General features: G+C 59.2%; 17 protein-coding genes. 1 reads left to right on the top strand and 16 read right to left on the bottom strand.

All coding sequences use genetic code 11. The annotated features are described in order from the left end of the window. The 13 genes from ACR0MS_RS11755 to trpS all read right to left on the bottom strand — a co-directional run bounded on the left by ACR0MS_RS11755 (position 1) and on the right by trpS (position 11,557). On the bottom strand, positions 1 to 768 hold the full coding sequence (locus ACR0MS_RS11755) for a TIGR02186 family protein (protein ID WP_480573086.1): 768 nt from the start codon (positions 766 to 768) through the stop codon (positions 1 to 3). Between the two features lie 2 nt (positions 769 to 770). Further along, a complete protein-coding gene (locus ACR0MS_RS11750) occupies positions 771 to 1,691 on the bottom strand; it encodes a sulfite exporter TauE/SafE family protein (protein ID WP_480573089.1) in 921 nt (306 codons plus the stop codon). 337 nt (positions 1,692 to 2,028) lie between these two features. Further along, positions 2,029 to 2,997, bottom strand: coding sequence for an ABC transporter permease (locus tag ACR0MS_RS11745; protein ID WP_480573092.1), 969 nt, complete (start codon positions 2,995 to 2,997; stop codon positions 2,029 to 2,031). Continuing rightward, positions 2,997 to 4,091, bottom strand: a complete 1,095-nt coding sequence (locus tag ACR0MS_RS11740; RefSeq protein ID WP_480573094.1) for an ABC transporter permease — start codon at positions 4,089 to 4,091, stop codon at positions 2,997 to 2,999. The genes ACR0MS_RS11745 and ACR0MS_RS11740 overlap by 1 nt, the downstream gene beginning before the upstream one ends. 1 nt (position 4,092) lies before the next feature. Continuing rightward, on the bottom strand, positions 4,093 to 5,622 hold the full coding sequence (locus ACR0MS_RS11735; RefSeq protein ID WP_480573097.1) for an ABC transporter ATP-binding protein: 1,530 nt from the start codon (positions 5,620 to 5,622) through the stop codon (positions 4,093 to 4,095). A gap of 87 nt (positions 5,623 to 5,709) precedes the next feature. Next, a complete protein-coding gene (locus ACR0MS_RS11730) occupies positions 5,710 to 6,708 on the bottom strand; it encodes a BMP family lipoprotein (protein ID WP_480573100.1) in 999 nt (332 codons plus the stop codon). 159 nt (positions 6,709 to 6,867) lie between these two features. Continuing rightward, positions 6,868 to 7,281: a GNAT family N-acetyltransferase gene (locus ACR0MS_RS11725; RefSeq protein WP_480573103.1), complete on the bottom strand. Its 414-nt coding sequence runs from the start codon at positions 7,279 to 7,281 to the stop codon at positions 6,868 to 6,870. After that, entirely contained in the window at positions 7,278 to 7,865 is a 588-nt protein-coding gene (tsaB, locus tag ACR0MS_RS11720) for a tRNA (adenosine(37)-N6)-threonylcarbamoyltransferase complex dimerization subunit type 1 TsaB (RefSeq protein WP_480573106.1), read from the bottom strand. The genes ACR0MS_RS11725 and tsaB overlap by 4 nt, the downstream gene beginning before the upstream one ends. Further along, positions 7,855 to 8,418 (bottom strand): NifU family protein, encoded by a 564-nt coding sequence (locus tag ACR0MS_RS11715; protein ID WP_480573109.1) that lies wholly within the window; start codon positions 8,416 to 8,418, stop codon positions 7,855 to 7,857. The genes tsaB and ACR0MS_RS11715 overlap by 11 nt, the downstream gene beginning before the upstream one ends. Before the next feature lie 69 nt (positions 8,419 to 8,487). Further along, positions 8,488 to 9,081, bottom strand: a complete 594-nt coding sequence (locus ACR0MS_RS11710; RefSeq protein WP_480573112.1) for a DsbA family protein — start codon at positions 9,079 to 9,081, stop codon at positions 8,488 to 8,490. A 9-nt stretch (positions 9,082 to 9,090) separates the two neighbouring features. Then, entirely contained in the window at positions 9,091 to 9,546 is a 456-nt protein-coding gene (locus tag ACR0MS_RS11705) for a universal stress protein (protein ID WP_209195306.1), read from the bottom strand. 60 nt (positions 9,547 to 9,606) lie between these two features. Continuing rightward, positions 9,607 to 10,470, bottom strand: coding sequence for a branched-chain amino acid aminotransferase (locus tag ACR0MS_RS11700; protein WP_480573116.1), 864 nt, complete (start codon positions 10,468 to 10,470; stop codon positions 9,607 to 9,609). 58 nt (positions 10,471 to 10,528) lie between these two features. After that, positions 10,529 to 11,557 (bottom strand): tryptophan--tRNA ligase, encoded by a 1,029-nt coding sequence (gene trpS, locus ACR0MS_RS11695; RefSeq protein ID WP_480573119.1) that lies wholly within the window; start codon positions 11,555 to 11,557, stop codon positions 10,529 to 10,531. A gap of 86 nt (positions 11,558 to 11,643) precedes the next feature. Here trpS and ACR0MS_RS11690 point away from each other — a divergent pair, with 86 nt between their 5' ends. Beyond that, positions 11,644 to 12,330, top strand: a complete 687-nt coding sequence (locus tag ACR0MS_RS11690; protein WP_480573122.1) for a rhomboid family intramembrane serine protease — start codon at positions 11,644 to 11,646, stop codon at positions 12,328 to 12,330. Here the strand turns inward: ACR0MS_RS11690 and murJ are convergent, their stop codons facing one another. The 3 genes from murJ to ACR0MS_RS11675 are packed head-to-tail and all read right to left on the bottom strand — an operon-like array spanning position 12,331 to position 17,820. Then, a complete protein-coding gene (gene murJ / locus ACR0MS_RS11685; RefSeq protein ID WP_480573125.1) occupies positions 12,331 to 13,872 on the bottom strand; it encodes a murein biosynthesis integral membrane protein MurJ in 1,542 nt (513 codons plus the stop codon). Next, positions 13,869 to 16,688 carry a [protein-PII] uridylyltransferase gene (locus ACR0MS_RS11680; protein WP_480573128.1) on the bottom strand — a complete coding sequence of 940 codons (2,820 nt, stop codon included), beginning with the start codon at positions 16,686 to 16,688 and terminating at the stop codon, positions 13,869 to 13,871. Before ACR0MS_RS11680 ends, murJ begins: the two co-directional genes overlap by 4 nt. Further along, positions 16,648 to 17,820: a penicillin-binding protein activator gene (locus ACR0MS_RS11675; RefSeq protein ID WP_480573131.1), complete on the bottom strand. Its 1,173-nt coding sequence runs from the start codon at positions 17,818 to 17,820 to the stop codon at positions 16,648 to 16,650. The genes ACR0MS_RS11680 and ACR0MS_RS11675 overlap by 41 nt, the downstream gene beginning before the upstream one ends. Positions 17,821 to 17,898 lie beyond the last annotated feature (78 nt).

Here is a 17,898-nt window from a genome sequence, read left to right as displayed (position 1 = left end):
TCAGTTCTCACGCAGCAAACGGAAAGCGGTAGATGCGCCCCAGCCCGCAGCAATGGCGATCACCAGCGACATTAGCCCGTACCAAACCGGTTGCTGGCGAGACATGTTGTAAAGGAACCGCTCCAGACCGACTTTACGGACGTCGATCGTGGTTTCGAACTGTGAAATCACGCTGCCATCCCGTGTGAGGAAAATGCGCGCGGTATAGTCACCTTCGGTCAGGTCGGCAGGCATTGCGATCGACGTTCGAAACAGGGTTTGCTCGTCCACGGCTACTGTGTCCTCGCGGATTGAGTAAAGCCCTTCATCTTCGCGGATACGGACGACGGCATCGGCAAAGTCCTGTGCGCTGCGGATATGCATCGCTGCTCCAACCGAGCGGATGGCGCGTTCAATTGAAATTCTGTACCGCAGATCCTCGGTATCTGACAGAATTTCCTTAAGCGGCGCACTGGTGGCAACGGCATAGAAGCTGGGCGCAAGGTCAACCAGAACGCTGTCGGTGTTTACCCAAATCCCCAGCTTGCGTTCCTTGCGCCTGACCATGACAGGGCTTGAGGGGCCAGCAACGGCCACGATGACCTCCAGCGGCGGGCCTGAGGGGATCGGTGTCTCGCGCTTGACCGCGCCAAAGATCAGGATTTCGGAGCCATCAAATGTGGCAGTGATGGCCACGCGGTCATGGCTTAGGCCAAGCACCACCTGCTCATCTTCGGCAAACGCAGGGCTGACGCATAACGCAAAAAGCAGGATCAGGCGCTTCAGCATGATCAGTGGCCCCCCTCAGTGCCAAGCGAGTAAAGCTCGGAGGGTTCGATCAGCAAGTCCAGGGCCAGTTTGCCGCAAACGACCAGAACCAGCGCCGCCAGAAGCACGCGCAACTGTTCCGCAGGCATCCGTGATCCGATCACCGTTCCGATTTGCGCGCCGACAACCCCGCCAACCAAAAGCAGGACGGCCAGTACGATATCCACCGTATAGTTGGTGGTCGCATGCAGCATGGTGGTAAAGCCGGTCACAAAGATGATCTGGAACAGCGACGTTCCAACAACGACCTTTGTGGGCATTCCCAGCAGATAGATCATTGCGGGGACCATGATAAATCCGCCGCCAACGCCCATGATCGCGGACAGAACGCCGACACAAAGGCCGACCAGCACGGGCGGGATAACCGAGATATACAGGCCCGAGGTGCGGAACCGCATCTTGAACGGCATCGCGTGAATCCAGCCGCGCTGACGTCGGGTTGCAGGGGCGCTGCCGCCTTTCTTGGACTTACGCAGCGCATTCAGGCTTTCGATGAACATCAGGCTGCCGACAACGCCAAGGAAGACGACGTAGCACAGCGTCACCAGCAAATCGACCTGGCCCAGACTTTTGAGATAGTTGAAAACGACCACCCCAAGCGCCGCGCCGATCAATCCCCCTGTCAAAAGGACCGTGCCCATTTTGAAGTCCACGGTTCTTCGTCGGAAATGCGCCAGAACGCCGGAAAATGAAGAGGCAACGATCTGGTTGGCTTCCGTCGCCACGGCCACGGCCGGGGGAATTCCGATAAAGAACAACAGCGGTGTCATCAGAAAACCGCCGCCGACACCAAACATGCCCGACAGAATGCCAACCATCCCGCCCAGCCCCAGCAACAGAAAGGCGTTCACGGAGACTTCGGCGATTGGAAGATAAATCTGCATGACTATTTAACAATTGAGGCTGGACGCATCGCGCGCGGCGATACGGTCCGGCGAAAAAAGACTGGCTGTGCTTTGATGCATTCCGGGGCAGCGAAGAGCCTGGGCGAACCGGTTGTGATTCTCCCAATCAAAGCGTCGGGGATATGCAAAGGAAATTGCGATACCGCCTTATCCCAATTGCGTTTCAGTGCTTGAGGGACCCCGGCGAGTCTTTTTTCGGGGTCGGATATCACAGGAAACACACGCATACCTCTTTAGAACCTTTGCGGCATGCAAAATCAACTCTGCATGCCGCTCTGCAGCGAACAGGACTGAAACATGTCCATATCTGGACTTATCAGCGCTCTTTCACATAAGGTTCGCCACCGGCGCGCGGCGGGATTGCTTTGCCCACGAACCCGGCCAGAATGACCACGGTCAGGATGTAGGGCAGGGCGTCCATGACCTGTACCGGAATGACAACACCGCCAAGGTCGATATTCTGGAACCGCAGCGCGACGGCTTGCAGCAGGCCGAACAACAGGCAGGCCCACATCGCGTGCCAGGGGCGCCATTTCGCAAAGATCAACGCAGCCAGTGCAATGAAGCCGCGCCCGGCCGTCATCTCTTTGACGAACCCGGCTTGCAGGGCGGTGGCCAGATACGCTCCGGCTATGCCACACAATACACCGCAGATGGCCACGGCCGCGAAACGAAGGCCAACAACGGAAACTCCGGCCGTATCCACCGCCGCAGGGTTTTCACCAACAGCACGCAGGCGCAGGCCAAACCGGGTGCGATACAGAATCCACCATGTCGCGGGGACCATCAGGAAGGCCACGTAAACCAGAATGGAGTGCCCCGACAGCAGTTCGGAATAGATAGGCCCGATTATGGGAACGCCGCTCAGGGCGTTTGCGAAGGGGAAATTGATCGGCTCAAAACGGCCGCCGCCGAACAGCGACGGGGTGCGGCCGCCCTGTTGAAACCAGCTTTGGGCGATCAGCACAGTCAGTCCCGACGCCAGAAAGTTGATGGCGACCCCCGAAATAAGCTGATTGCCCCGGAACGTGATTGAGGCCACGCCATGCAGCGCCGACAGGATCAGCGATGCCCCGATCCCCGCCAGAAGGCCCAGCCAGACCGAGCCGGTTACAGCAGCCACCGCAGCCGAGAAGAAGGCCGCCATCAGCATCTTGCCTTCCAGACCGATGTCAAAAATACCCGCCCGTTCGGAATAGAGCCCTGCCAGACACGCCAGCAGCAGCGGCGTCGCCAGTCGGATGGTGGAATCAAGGACCTGGATGAGCGTTACGAAGAACTCCATCACTGTGCTCCTTTCCGCAGGCTGAGGAACAGCTTTTCAAGCGGCATCCGAACCATGTTGTCCAATGCTCCGGTGAACAGGATCACAAGGGCCTGAATGACGACAATCAGCTCACGCGGGATCGAGGTCCACAGGGCCAGTTCAGCGCCGCCCTGATACAGAAAACCGAACAGGATCGCGGCCAGGAAAACACCAAACGGGTGTGACCGACCCATCAGGGCCACAGCGATGCCGATAAAGCCAGCGCCTTCGGTCGAGTTTAGAACCAACCGTTCGGCTTCGCCCATTACGTTGTTGATGGCCATCATCCCAGCCAGCGCGCCCGAAATCAGCATCGCGATGATGGTGATCCGCACGGGTGAAATCCCGGCATAGACAGCACCGGTTTCGGAATGGCCGTAGGCGCGGATTTCGTACCCCAGCCTTGTACGCCAGATCAGCGCCCAGACCACGACACAGGCGATCAAAGCCACAAAGAACGAGATATTCGCAGGCGCGCCGCGGAACAGGGCATTCTCGGCGGTCGAGAACATCGACTGGAAGGTCGGCAGATGCACGGTTTCCGGAAAGCGCGCGGTCGCGGGGTCTTGCGAGCCCTGCGGACGCATCACGTTGACCAGCATATAGTTCAGAAACGCAGCGGCGATGAAGTTGAACATGATCGTGGTGATCACGATATGGCTGCCGCGCTTTGCCTGCAAATAGGCCGGAATTGCAGCCCACATCGCGCCAAACAGCGCCGAGCCGACACAGGCCGCCAGCAACGCAATGCTCCAATGTGGCCAGTCAATATATAGACAGACCATGGCGACACCCAAGCCGCCCAGCATGGCTTGCCCCTCGCCCCCGATGTTGAACATCCGCGCGTGAAAGGCGACGGCAACGGCCAAACCGGTGAACATGAAGTTGGTGGCGTAATACAGGGTGTAGCCCCAGCCATAGGTGGATCCCAGCGCGCCGGTAACCATCAGGTTCACAGCCTCGAGAGGGTTTTCTCCGATGGCGAGGATGACCAGCGCCGACAGGATTGCGGCCAGTATCAGACTGATCAGCGGGATCAGAATGACGTCGGCCCATTTGGGCATTTTATCCATATTACGCGGCCTCTCCCGCAACACCGGCCATCAGCAGGCCCAGCTCTTTTTCGTCCGTTTCATGGGGCAGGCGCTCTCCCATGATATGTCCGTCGAACATCACCGCGATCCGGTCGGACAGCGAGAAGATCTCTTCCAGTTCGACCGAAACCAGCAGGATTGCCTTTCCCTGATCGCGCAGGGCAACGATCTGTTTGTGAATGAACTCGATCGCGCCGATGTCCACACCGCGCGTGGGCTGACCAACCAGCAACAGGTCGGGGTTCCGCTCAATCTCGCGCGCGACGACGATCTTTTGCTGGTTCCCACCAGAGAAATTCTTGGCGGCCAGCCAGCCATCCGGCGGGCGGACGTCAAATTTTTCGATCTTACGCTCGGTATCTGCGCGCAGGGCAGCGTTGTCCATGAAAATGCCGCGCTTATACGCCGGGTCCCGGTGATAGCCGAAAGCCACGTTTTCCCACGCGTGGAAGTCCATGATCAAACCTTCGCGCTGACGGTCCTCGGGCACATGTGCGATATGTTGCGCGCGCCGGGCCTGCCCGTCCGATCCAGCGCCGCTCAGCGCCAGCGGAGAGCCATTCAGCTTGATCGAACCAAGGCCGGGGCGCATCCCGCCCAGCACTTCCAACAACTCTGACTGACCATTTCCGGCGACACCCGCAATCCCGACGATCTCGCCTGCGCGCACGGTCAGATCAATGCCTTTAACGCGTTCGACGCCGGCCTCATCGACGACCCGCAGGTTTTCGATTTCCAGAATGGGCTTGCCCGGCTGTGCGGGCACCTTGTCGACCTGCAACAGGACCTTGCGGCCCACCATCAGCTCGGCCAGTTCCTGTGGGTTCGTCTCGGCCGTATTGACAGTCGCCGTCATCTGACCGCGCCGCATCACCGACACGGTGTCGGTTGCTTCCATGATCTCGCGCAGCTTGTGGGTGATCAGGATAATGGTCTTACCCTCGGCGCGCAGGCGGTCAAGGATGCGGAACAACTGATCGGCTTCGGCAGGCGTCAGCACGCCGGTCGGCTCATCAAGGATCAGAATTTCGGCCCGGCGATACAGGGCCTTGAGGATTTCCACACGCTGCTGCATGCCCACACCAATCTCGTCGATGCGTTTGTCAGGGTCCACGAACAGCTCATACTCTTCTTCCAGCGCTTTCAATTCCTTGCGCGCCTTTGACAGTGACGGGGCCAACAGCCCGCCATCCTCGGCCCCCAGAACGATGTTTTCCAGAACGGTGAAGTTTTCGACCAGCTTGAAATGCTGGAACACCATCCCGATGCCGGCTGCGATCGCTGCCTGACTATCCGGGATGTCGGTCTTGTTTCCGTTGATCCAGATTTCGCCCTTATCGGCTTTGTAAAAGCCGTAGAGGATGCTCATCAGTGTGGATTTGCCCGCACCGTTTTCTCCGATGATCCCGTGGATCGTACCGGGGGCAACGCTGATCGAGATGTCTTTATTGGCCTGAACCGGCCCAAAGGCTTTGGAAATCCCTTTGAGCTCAATGGCGGGGACGGTCATGTCTTGTCCTTGGGTTGCCGAAGGGCCGCGATGCACAACGCGGCAAAGTGGGTGCGAGGCGGAGGCCAGCCCCCGCCTCGCGCGATATCAGAACTGCAGTGCCGGGCAGCTGTCGTTCTCGTAATACGCAACCACATTGATGTCGCCATCAATGATGCCCTTGCGCGCGGCTTCGACAGCATCCGCCATCTGCGCCGAGACCAGTTCCTTGTTGTTATCGTCCATGGCAACACCAACACCTTCTTCGGCAAGGCCCATGGTGAACACGCCGGTTTCGACGTTTTCGCCTGCGGTCATCGCGTCATAAACCGCAACGTCCACACGTTTCAGCATCGAAGTCAGAACTTTGCCCGGGTGCAGGTGGTTCTGGTTGCTGTCCACGCCGATCGACAGGATACCTTCATCGGCGGCGGTTTGCAGAACGCCGACGCCGGTACCGCCTGCGGCCGCGTAGATCACGTCAGCGCCTTGGCTGATCTGCGCCTTGGTCAGTTCCGAGCCCTTCACCGGGTCATTCCATGCGGCCGGGGTGGTGCCGGTCATGTTTGCAACCACTTCGATATCAGGGTTCACAGCTTTGGCACCTTGCGCATAGCCACAGCCAAAGTGACGGATCAGCGGGATATCCATGCCACCGATGAAACCAACGGTGCCGGATTCAGACGCCATGGCCGCCATCATGCCAACCAGATAAGAGCCCTCGTGCTCGGCAAAGCTGACCTGACGAATATTCGGTGCATCCAGCCAGTTCACATCAACAGCAACGAACTTGGTGTCCGGATAGTCGCCTGCAACCGCAGAAAGCGGATCGGCCATCGCAAAGCCCATGGTGATGATCGGGTTCGCACCCGCTTCGGCAAAGCGGCGCAATGCTTGTTCACGCTGTGCTTCGGACTGAAGCTCGATCTCGCGGTACGTGCCGCCGGTCTTGTTGGCCCAACGCTGCGCGCCATTATGGGCGGCTTCGTTGAACGATTTGTCGAACTTGCCACCCAGATCGAAGATCAAGGCAGGTTCAGCCATTGCAGCACCCGCCGTCAGCGCGACAGCGGCGGCAGCGCCCATCAAGGATTTCATCAGGCTCATTTCATACTCCCGTTGGTTATTGTCGGTCGGGGCCAAATTAGCCCCGTTTACCCACTATGAGCGAGCATAACTCTTGTGATGGCGGGAATTAAGGCCGTTTGCAACAGCCGTGGTCAATAGATTTTTGACCATCTGGTCGAAAAAATTTGTAGCCCGAGGTCAGGTCAGGGCGATTTCCATGACAACGGCGTCAATTTTTCCTTTGTTTTCCTGCTGGTAATACCCTTTGCGCACCCCGCAGGGGCGGTAGCCGATCTGTTCGTATAATGCGATCGCAGGAATGTTGTTCCTGGCCACTTCCAGAAATGCCCGGGACGCGCCTAATTTTTTGGCTTTGGACTGCCATTCGGCCATGCGCAGTTTTGCCAGCCCCTGACGTTGCAGCGTGGGATGCGTTGCAATGGTGATCAATTCCGCCTCATCCGCGATCACCTGAAACAATGCGAATGATCTTGCGTTTCCAACAACATGCGTGAACCTGTTTGACAGAAGGTCGGCAAATTCAGCAGCACTCCAAGGGCGGGATTGCGTGAAGGCCGCCGCGTGTGTTTCGGCCAACTCTTCCGGCGTCATTCGTCCAGCAATACCGGTGGCACGTCCCTTGAAGGGGCGGCATCGGCTGGCCTTATGTACAGAGGTGCCGGGGGTTCAGTCACGGTGCGCCACCGTTGTGCCGCGATGCGCGCGATGGCCCAGACCTGCTGATCCGGGTCATCATTGAAAACCAGCGGCCCGAGTGATTCTGCGTATTCCAGTGACTGCAACACTGGACCGGCTTCCCGGGTTGAAACATACACTTGCTCGCGCGGTGCGCGGATCGCTGGAATTCTGTCCTGAAAATCTGCGGATAGGGCTTCAAACCCCGACACGCCAACGGCGGGAACGCCAAGACCAAGGGCCAGCCCTCGCGCAGCGGAAACCGAAATACGAATACCAGTGAAATTGCCCGGTCCTATCCCGACCCCAATCGCAGACAGATCGCTCCATGAGCGCCCGACTTCTGCAAGTACCTCTTCCAGCAAGGGCATGAGGCGTTCGGCCTGACCACGGGTCATGGCTTCGACCTTTGACACGACAATATGGTTGCCCTGCAACAAAGCGGCCGCGCAATGCGCGGCCGATGTATCGAAAGCCAGAATGATCGGGTCAGACGGCAACGGGGCGAACCTCGGTCACTTCGGGGATGTAGTGGCGCAGAAGGTTCTCGATCCCCATTTTCAACGTCAGGGTCGAGGACGGGCAGCCCGCGCAGGCCCCTTGCATGTGCAAATAGACCACGCCCCGGTCAAAGCCATGGAAGGTAATGTCGCCGCCGTCCTGCGCCACGGCAGGGCGAACGCGGCTGTCCAGAAGGTCTTTGATCTGATTTACGACTTCGGCATCTTCGCCGGTGTGTTCCGCATGGCCAGAAGCTGTGGTCGCGTCCGACGCCATGACCGGCTGACCGGATTGATAGTGCTGCATGACCGCGCCGAGAATGGCCGGTTTGATATGATCCCACTGGACGTCATCCGATTTGGTGACAGTCACGAAATCATTGCCAAAGAAAACGCCGGTTACGCCATCTACCGTAAAGATACGGCTCGCCAGAGGCGATTTTTCTGCCGCTTCCGCTGTTGGAAAATCTGCGGTGCCAGCCTCCAGCACGGTCTGACCGGGCAGGAATTTCAGCGTTGCAGGGTTCGGCGTGGATTCGGTCTGGATGAACATGGCGCGGCTCCGTTTCAGTTGTCTCTGATATGCGGGTCCGCGCGCGGGAAGTCAAGATTTGGAACCGTTCTAAATTGTTGCCGCCAGTTTTATCGCGTCCTCCAGCCGATCATCTCCCCAAAACAGTTCGCCACCCACTAGAAAGCTGGGAGCGCCAAACAGCCCATTATCCTGCGCCGTTTTTGTCTGTGTCACCAGCGCGGCCTTGACCGAAGGGTCCTGCGTTTTGGCGAGCAGATCCTGCGCCAATCCAGCCTCTGCAAGGCATGCAAGCAGAACAGTGTCGTCCGCGATGTCTTGCCCGTTTGCAAACTCTGCCGAATAAACTGCGCGGCTGAACGCGGCCCTTTGTCCATGATCTTCGATGGCCAGCGTCAGCCGCGCCGCCTTCAGACCGTTCTGCGGAAACGGATCGGGTCTCTGGAAGGGCAAGTTTCGCTGCGCCGTCAGTCGTTCCATGTCACGCCACATGTAACGACCTTTGGCCGGATACAGGTTGAACGGAGAATTGTCCCATCCCTGTGCCGCGAAAATCGGCCCCAGCAGAAAAGGCTGCCATTCGACGGTAACCCCATGGTCCGCTGCAATGTCTTCGACACGCATCGCGCTGAGGTAAGAATAAGTCGAAGCGTATTCGAACCAGAACTGAATGCTGCGCGGCATGATCGGGCCTTAGGTGATTTCTTCCAGCTTTTCCTTGCTCAGATCACCGGGAACAATCGTGATCGGGATGGGCAGGCTGCCCGAATTCTTGGTGAGTTGGGTTACCAACGGCCCGGGACCTTTCTTTTCGACCCCGGCACCCAGCACCAGCACCCCGATTTCGGGATCGGATTGCACATGTTCGATGATCTGCGGCACAGGATCGCCCTCGCGAATGGCCAGTTCGGGGTCGACGCCCTGTTTGTCGCGCATCCACTTGGCGAAAACCTCGTAATGGGCGTGGATGCGTTCACGGGCTTCCTCGCGCATTACCTCGGCCACGCCGATCCAGTGGTTGAACTCGTCTGGGGGAATAACCGACAGGATCGTCACGCCACCGCCCGTATGGGCCGCGCGCATCGCGGCAAACCGCATAGCGTTCAGGCATTCGCGGCTGTCATCCAGTACGACCAGGAACTTACGCATGGGGGTCCTCATTCATTTCGGGCGATCATGCCCGACCTGATGCGCGCTGGCAACCGATGGCTATCGCGTGCTGGCCGCCCAATCCCAATAGAGCTCGCGCGCACGCTGGGCGATGGGCCCGACCTGATATTGCGTGTCCTCCAATGCTGTGACCGGGGTGATCTTGCTCATGTTGCCGGTCATGAAGACTTCGTCAGCCTTATGGAAATCATCAAAGGTCAGGACGGATTCGTGCACGGTCACGCCATCAGCGCGCAGGTTTTCGATGTGGCGCGCGCGCGTGATCCCGGCAAGGAAAGTGCCGTTGGGGGTGGGGGTGAAGACCTCGCCGTCACGAACCATGAAGATATTGGCAGTGGCGGTTTCGGCCACATGCCCAAGCGCGTCAGCCACCAGAGCATTTGCAAAACCCTTGGACCGGACCTCTTGCAGCATCCGCGCATTGTTGGGGTAAAGGCAGCCCGCCTTGGCGTTTACCACTGCCGATTCCAGAACCGGGCGGCGGAAGCGCGTGTATCCCAGCGTGGCCGAGGCCGTCTCGGGCGCCATCGGAATTTCTTCCAGACAGATGGCAAAGCCGGTGCTGTTTTCCTGCGGCACAATCGCGGTCGCGTCCCCGTCGATGCCCCAATACATCGGGCGGATATAGACGGCAGAGTCGGGCGCATAGCTTTCAAGACCCTCGCGCACGATTTCGACCATCTGATCTGTGGTAACCGTCGGCGTCAGCATCAGCGCCTCGGCTGAGCGGTTCACGCGGGCGCAATGGGCCTTTAGGTCGGGGGCCAGCCCATCGAAATACCGCGCGCCGTCAAAGACGGACGATCCCAGCCACGCACCATGATCAGCCGCGCGCATGATCGGCGCGTCCCCGTCATGCCATTGACCTTCAAAATAGGTGCGGATGTTTTTGCCGACTGCCATGACGCCCTCCTAAGCTTTGCGCAAACCTAGGAAGACGTAACGGCAACGTCCAGCGCAATCAGCCCTGTTTTGCGCCGACCATGCCCACGATGTCGTAGGTCTGTTGCAGGATCGGGGCCGCAATCGCACGTGCTTTTTCGGCACCATTGGCCAGAATGCGATCAATCTCGGCCTCTTCCCCCATCAGACGCGCCATTTCGGACGAGATTGGGGCCAGCTTCGATACGGCCAGTTCCGCCAGCATGGGTTTGAACTCGCCAAACTGTTTGCCGCCAACCTCAGTCAGAACCTGCTCGGCGGTCTGATCGCTGAGCGCGGCGTATATATTCACCAGATTGCGCGCCTCGGGACGGTCAGACAGGCCGTCAACTTCCGAGGGCAGGGCATCCGGGTCGGTCTTGGCCTTGCGGATCTTCTTGGCAATGGCGTCAGCGTCATCGGTCATGTTGATCCGCGTCATGTCCGACGGGTCCGAGGACGACATCTTGCGCAACCCGTCCCGCAGGTTCATCACGCGTGGGGCAGGGCCGCCGATGACGGGTTCGGTGACAGGGAAGAACTCTACGCCATAGTCATGGTTGAACTTGATGGCGATGTCGCGGGTCAGTTCCAGATGCTGTTTCTGATCCTCACCCACCGGCACATGCGTCGCGTGGTAGGTCAGGATGTCCGCGGCCATCAGCGCCGGATAAGCAAACAGACCCAGTGAGGCATTCTGAGCATTCTTGCCGGCCTTATCCTTGAACTGCGTCATCCGCTGCATCCAGCCCATCCGGGCGATACAGTTGAAAATCCAGGCCAGTTGCGTGTGCTCGGGCACTTGGCTTTGATTGAACAGGATGGATTTTTCCGGGTCCAGACCAGCGGCGATGAAACCGGCGCAGACCTCGCGGGTCTTTTCGCGCAGGCGGGCGGGGTCCTGCCAGACGGTGATCGCGTGCAGATCGACCATGCAATAGATGGTCTCAAAATCGTCGCCCTGCATATCCACGAACCGCTTGAGCGCACCCAGGTAGTTGCCAAGGTGCAGGTTCCCCGACGGCTGGATGCCGGAAAACACGCGCGGTGTGAACTGGGTGTCGGTCATCGAAGGGAACTCCCGTCTGGAAAAATCAGCCCCCGTCGCTTACCCATGAGGCCAAGGGACGTCAACAGCCGCGAAAGGCCAGCCCAATGAGCAGTGAGCATTATACACCTGCCGTGAACCCTCTGCCGCCCGTTGTGGTGGCGTTGGTTCTGTTCATCTTCGGGATCGAGCTGATCTTTACGCTTGGCTCGCGCGGGCTGGTCGGAGGGCCGTCTGCTGTTGGTTGGCGACTGGACGCGCTACAGCACTATTCGTTTTCGCCGGACATCTTTGACTGGATGGTTGAGAATGGCCGGTGGCCGTTCGAGCATTTGATCCGGTTTGTGACCTATCCGTTCGTGTCGGCCAATTTCACGCAGGCCGTGTTTGTCTGTGTCTTTGTGCTGGCCATGGGAAAGATGGTGGCCGAAGTGTTTGGCAGCGTGCAGATGCTGGTGATCTTTGTGCTGTCTGGCATAGGTGGCGCGCTGATCTATGCTGTGCCGCTTGATCCGCAATATCCGCTGGTCGGAGGTTTCCCTCCGGTCTACGGCCTGATCGGTGCGTTCACGTGGATTTTGTGGCGAAAGCTGTCACTGGTCGGAGAGAACCAGTCGCGCGCTTTCAGCCTGATTGCGGTGTTGATGGGCATTCAGTTGCTGTTTGGTCTTCTTTTCGGCGGGACATTGGATTGGGTCGCTGATCTGGGTGGGTTTGTCACCGGTTTTGGCCTGTCGTTCTTTCTGGCTCCGGGCGGCTGGGCCCGGATCGTGGGCCGCATCCGGCGGGATTGATCACGATCGGCGCAGAGCCGTCTTGAACTCGGACACCTTGAAGGCGCCCATCAGGTGGCCAAGAAGGAAGTATGTGACGGCGGCCACCAAGATCAGCAGCATCAATGCAAGATACCGCCAGCCGGGTACGTGGAACGCCCAGCCGAACAGGTGAATGGCGGCGAAAAGAACAACCCCCATCCCGGCAGACGCCGCCATGATGCGCCACGCGCGATGTTTGAAACGGTCGTCAAACCGGGCTTCTTCCCCCATGCGCCGTGCCCCGATGATCAGCAACCCAACCATGGCCCAGCCTGCGGCTGAGGCTGCGATCGCAGGCGCAATCCATCCCACCACCGGATACAGCCCAAAGGCCAGCCCAGCGTTGATGATCATGGCGACCACAGCATAGTGAAAGGGTGACCGGGTATCCTCGCGTGCAAAGAACAAGGGTTGCAGCAGCTTTTGTAGCATGAAGGCGGGCAAGCCAATTCCGTAAATCGCAACTGCAAGCGCAGTTGCCGCCGTGTCTTCGGCGCTGAATTGGCCGCGTTCGAACAGGACCGAGACCAACGGATTCGGAATGATCACGAAGGCTACTGTCGAAGGGATCGTCAGCAGCAGCGTGAACTCTCCCGCGCGCGAAAACGCGTTGCGCGCGCCGTCCTTGTCGTCGGCGCGTAGCCGTCGGGACAAGTCAGGCAGAAGGACAATGCCAACAGCGATACCGACGACACCCAAGGGCAGTTGGTACAGGCGATCGGCTGCAAACAGCCAACTAACGGCCTTTTCGGTCTTGGACGCCACAAGCTGGCCGACCACAAGATTGACCTGCGTCACCCCCATGGCGAGCGCTGCGGGAACGGCGATGCGCACCATGCGCCGCATTTCCGGGCTGAGCTTGGGCAGGCCGGGGCGGATGCGGACCCCGGCGCGCTCGGTCGCGACCCAGACCAACGCAAGTTGCGCGATACCGGCCAGCGGGATTACGGCGATCAGCCAGCGGATCACCTCCCCACCGGACATGGCCCCGGCGATCAGAGCGGTACAGGCAAAGACATTAAGAAGCACCGGCGCGGCCGCCGCAGCCGCAAACCGGCCTGTGGCGTTCAGAACGCCCGAAAACAACGCGGCCAGCGACATGAACAGGATATACGGGAACAGGACATAGCCATAGTCGACCGCCAGGTCGAACCGCTCGTCACCATAAAACCCCTCGGCCGTGACCCAGACCAGAGCAGGCATGAAAACCATGGCGAGCCCGACCAATGCCAACACCGCTGCGGCCAGAAGGTTGAAGGCATCCTGCGCAAAGCCTTGTGCGTCTTCCTCGCCTTCCAGTCGTTTCGAGAACATCGGCACAAACGCCGCGTTGAACGCACCCTCGGCAAAGAAACGGCGGAACATGTTTGGCAGTCGAAAGGCGGCGACAAACGCGTCCATCACGGGTCCCGGCCCGATATAGGCCGTGAGTAAAATTTCACGCAGGAACCCCAATATCCGGCTGGCCAGAGTCCAGAACCCGACCGTGAACAGGCCCGAAAACAGCCGGATCTGCTTCATGAGGCCGCGCGCTCGGCGCCCTCGGTGATGGCTTTGCGCAGCTTGGCCTCCAGCGTGCGCTGCTTGCCTTCCGAGTGGTATTTCAGCCCGAACATGTCTTTGACATAGAAGGTATCAACCACCTGTTCGCCATAGGTCGCGATCACGGCGTTTGCCACATAAACATTGGCTGCGGCCAGTGTACGCGCCAGATCATACAGCAAGCCGGGGCGGTCGCGGGTATCAACCTCGATGATGGTGTAAATCTCGGACCCGTCATTGTCGAAGATGATATGGGTGGGCACGTTGAACGCGCGCTCACGCTTCTTGATCTTGTCGCGGGTTTTCAGGGCGTCCCGCGCGACCACTTCACCTTTGAGCGTCTTGTGGATCATCTGCGTCAGGCGTGGCAACCGACCGGACTCGAACGGGTGCCCATCGGCATCCTGAATCCAGAAGGCGTCGGTCACATATCCGTCCTTGGTGGTATAGCTGCGCGCATCCACCACGTTTGCACCGACCAAGGCCAGAGCTCCAGCGATACGCGCAAAGATGCCGGGATGGTCGCCCATGGCAAAACAGGCGCGCGTTGCGTCGCGGTCCTCGTCCGGGTGCAGGCGAATTTCCATCGCGCCTGAATCCCTGCTGCGATCAAGGTCCCGCAGCATCTCGGCGAACTCGACATGCGTTGAAAGGTGCAGACCTTGCCAATAGGGGTCATAGTGCCGGGCGGTTTCGGTCTTGAGATCACCCTTGGACCATCCGGCCAGTTTTGCGCGCAACGCTTTCTTGGCACCGGCCCCGCGATTGGCACGGTTGAGGTCTTCCATCCCTGTCTCAAGGGCACGTTTTGTTTCGGCATGCAGGGCGCGCAGCAGGGTTGCCTTCCAGTTGTTCCAGGTATCCGGCCCGACACCGCGGATATCGCAGACTGTCAGCACTGTCAGCAGGTCGAGCCGCTTGACCGTTTTCACTGCCTTGGCAAAGTCCCGCACCGTGCGCGGGTCCGAGATGTCGCGTTTCTGCGCCATATCCGACATCAGCAGGTGATACCGCACCAGCCATTCGACGGTTTCCGCATCCTTCTTGTTCAGCCCCAGACGGGGCGCGACCTTGCGGGCAATCTGGGCCCCCAGGATGGAATGATCTTCGGGCCGCCCCTTGGCAATGTCATGCAGCAGCAGCGCCACATACAGGACCTTGCGATTGACGCCCTCTTTCAGGATTGACGAGGCCAAGGGCAGGGATTCCACCAACTCACCGCGTTCGATCTGGGCAAGGTTGACGATGCACTGGATGGTGTGCTCGTCCACCGTATAGCTGTGATACATGTTGAACTGCATCATCGCGACGATGTGTTCGAATTCCGGCAGGAACGCAGACAGAACCCCCAACTCGTTCATCCGGCGCAGGGCCCGTTCAGGGTTGCCGTGCTTCAGCATCAGATCAAGGAAAATACGCTGCGCTTCCTTGTTCTCGCGCATGTCTTCGTCGATCAGATGCAAGTTGGCGGTAACCAGTCGCATCGCGTCGGGATGGATCAGCATTCCGGTGCGCAATCCCTCTTCGAAGAGGCGCAGCAGGTTCAGCTTGTCGGTGAGGAACTGATCCGGGTCAGCAACATCCAGACGACCATGAACGACGCGAAAACCGGGTTTGACCCTAGGACGGCGGCGCAGAATGCGTTCGAGCAAAGCCGCGCCCTTCATATGGCTCGCTTCCAGTTTGGTCAGGAAAATTCGCGTAAGTTCCCCGACTTTCGTGGCCTCGCGGAAATAGCGCTGCATAAACACTTCGACGCCGCGGCGTCCGGCCCGGTCCTCGTAGCCCATGCGATCGGCCACTTCGACCTGAAGATCGAAAGTCAGTTGTTCCGTGGCGCGGCCCGTCACCAGATGCAGGTGCGAACGAACCGCCCAAAGAAAATCCTCGGCCTGAACGAAGGTGGCGAACTCGTCCGGCGTGAACAGGCCAAGGGGCACCAGTTCGGCCACGTCCTGTACGCCATAGATGTACTTTGCGATCCAATACAGAGACTGAAGATCCCGAAGCCCGCCCTTGCCTTCTTTGACGTTGGGCTCGACCATATAGCGCTGGCCCTGCTTTTTGTGCCGCTCGTCACGTTCCTGCAGCTTCGCCTCGATGAAGGCGCGCTCGCTGCCTTTGAACAGGTCGTCGCGCAGTCGTTTCTTCAGGTCGTTGGCAAGTGTTGCGTCCCCCGCCAGATAACGCTGTTCCAGCATCGCGGTACGAATGGTAAAATCATCGCCGCCAAGCCGCAGGCAGTCTTTGATGGTGCGCGAAGAATGTCCGACCTTGAGACGCAAATCCCACAGGATGTAGAGCATGGACTCGATCACGCTCTCGGCCCAGGCGGTAATCTTGTAGGGGGTCAGGAACAGAAGATCGACGTCGGAGGCAGGCGCCATTTCCCCGCGCCCATATCCGCCCACCGCCAGAACAGCGATTTTTTCACCCTGCGTCGGAGTGGCCAGTGGGTGCAGGTCCAGACTGGCCACCTGCATGGCCGTACAGACCAGCCCATCGGTCAGGTAGGTGTAGGAATGGGTCAGCGGGCGTGCATCGAAAGGTCGTTTGGCAAATGCATCGGCAATGGCCTGACGCCCGGCTTTTTGGGCGTCACGCAATATCCGCACGGTTTCATTGCGCCGTGCGGCGTTATCCGTTGTCTTTTCGAAGGCTTCCGACAGCTGCGCCAAAACAGTGGCACTGTCGAAAATGTCATCGGCCGGGCATATCAGTTCGCCGCGCGGAACAAGGGTCAGCGCGGGCCGATCAGAAGCCAGCGCCAGAGAAGCTTTGTGGGGCGGAGTCAATCACTACTACCTGTTTATTCTGGATCGTGGCGACAGCCAGACCGCGTTCGTTCGTACCGTCCGAGCGCAGGCGGAAAATTCCGCCAACCCCTTGGAATCCGGCATTTTGTGTCAGCGCCGACGCCGTCAGCGCATCCGATTTACCCTGGCTGACCAAAGCAGCGATGGCCGCGATGCCGTCATAGGCCAACCCGCTGATCGGATGCGGCGCTTCGCCATAGGTGTTGTTGTAACGCTGGCGATAGGCTTGCGCCTTGGACGGATCGGGCAGGGCAAACCAGCCCCCTTGCACACCCGGCAGTTCGAGCGTTTGAGCCGGGATATCCCACCGCGTCAGGCCAATAAACTGCGTCGTTGCAGGAGAAACACCCGCTTCGGGCAGCAATTGCGAATACAGCGGCAATGCGCCCGCAGTGGTTGCTGTCAGGAACAGGGAATCCGCACCGGACGCATCGACCGTAGCCTTGATCGTGGGCACAGAGTTGATGACGCCTTGCTGCGAGCGGTCATAGGCGACCGTTCCGGCGTTGTTCAACCGGCTGCTGCTGAGCGCGTTGGCGATCGCAGACTGACCAAGCTGACCCGCAGCGTCATTGCTGTGGACGATCACGGCCCCGGTTTTTCCCTGCGACCCAGCGTAATTTACCAGGCGATTGGCCGTATTCTGGAATGTCGGACCCAGGACAAAGACATTCCCGCCCGCGATGCTGGTGTTGTTCGAGAAAGACAGCACGTTGACGTTATTGTTCAAGACTGCAAGCCCGGCAGAATTTGCCGCCTGCGCGTAAACGGGGCCAAGGATGATTTTCGCCCCGTCCGCCACGGCGCGTTGCGCGACCTCGGCGGCGGTGTTGGAACTGCCTTGAGTGTCGTAGACCCGCAGATCAATGGTCACGTTTTGCAGGTCGGCCATTGCAAGGCGCGCGGCGTTTTCAAGGCTGCGTGCCAGCGCTGCGTCACCGGATTGTGGCGACCCTGCGGGCACCAGAAGGGCAACGGGAACAGGCGCGGATGTATTGATTGATGGCCCGCCGCCCAGGTTACCTGCTTCACAGGCGGCCAGAAATGCGGCAGTTGCCAATACGACGGCGGTTTTCGCCAGTTTGCGAACGGGCTTGCAAACGATAAACATCTAAATGAAAACTCCCTGTCCCGGCGGCTTGGAGTACCGCAAGTCTGTTAGGCCGCGATAATAAACGTCACGCTGTGA

The organism is Ruegeria sp. CJ2 (assembly GCF_056536745.1).
This window is presented reverse-complemented; position numbering and strand designations above follow the sequence as displayed.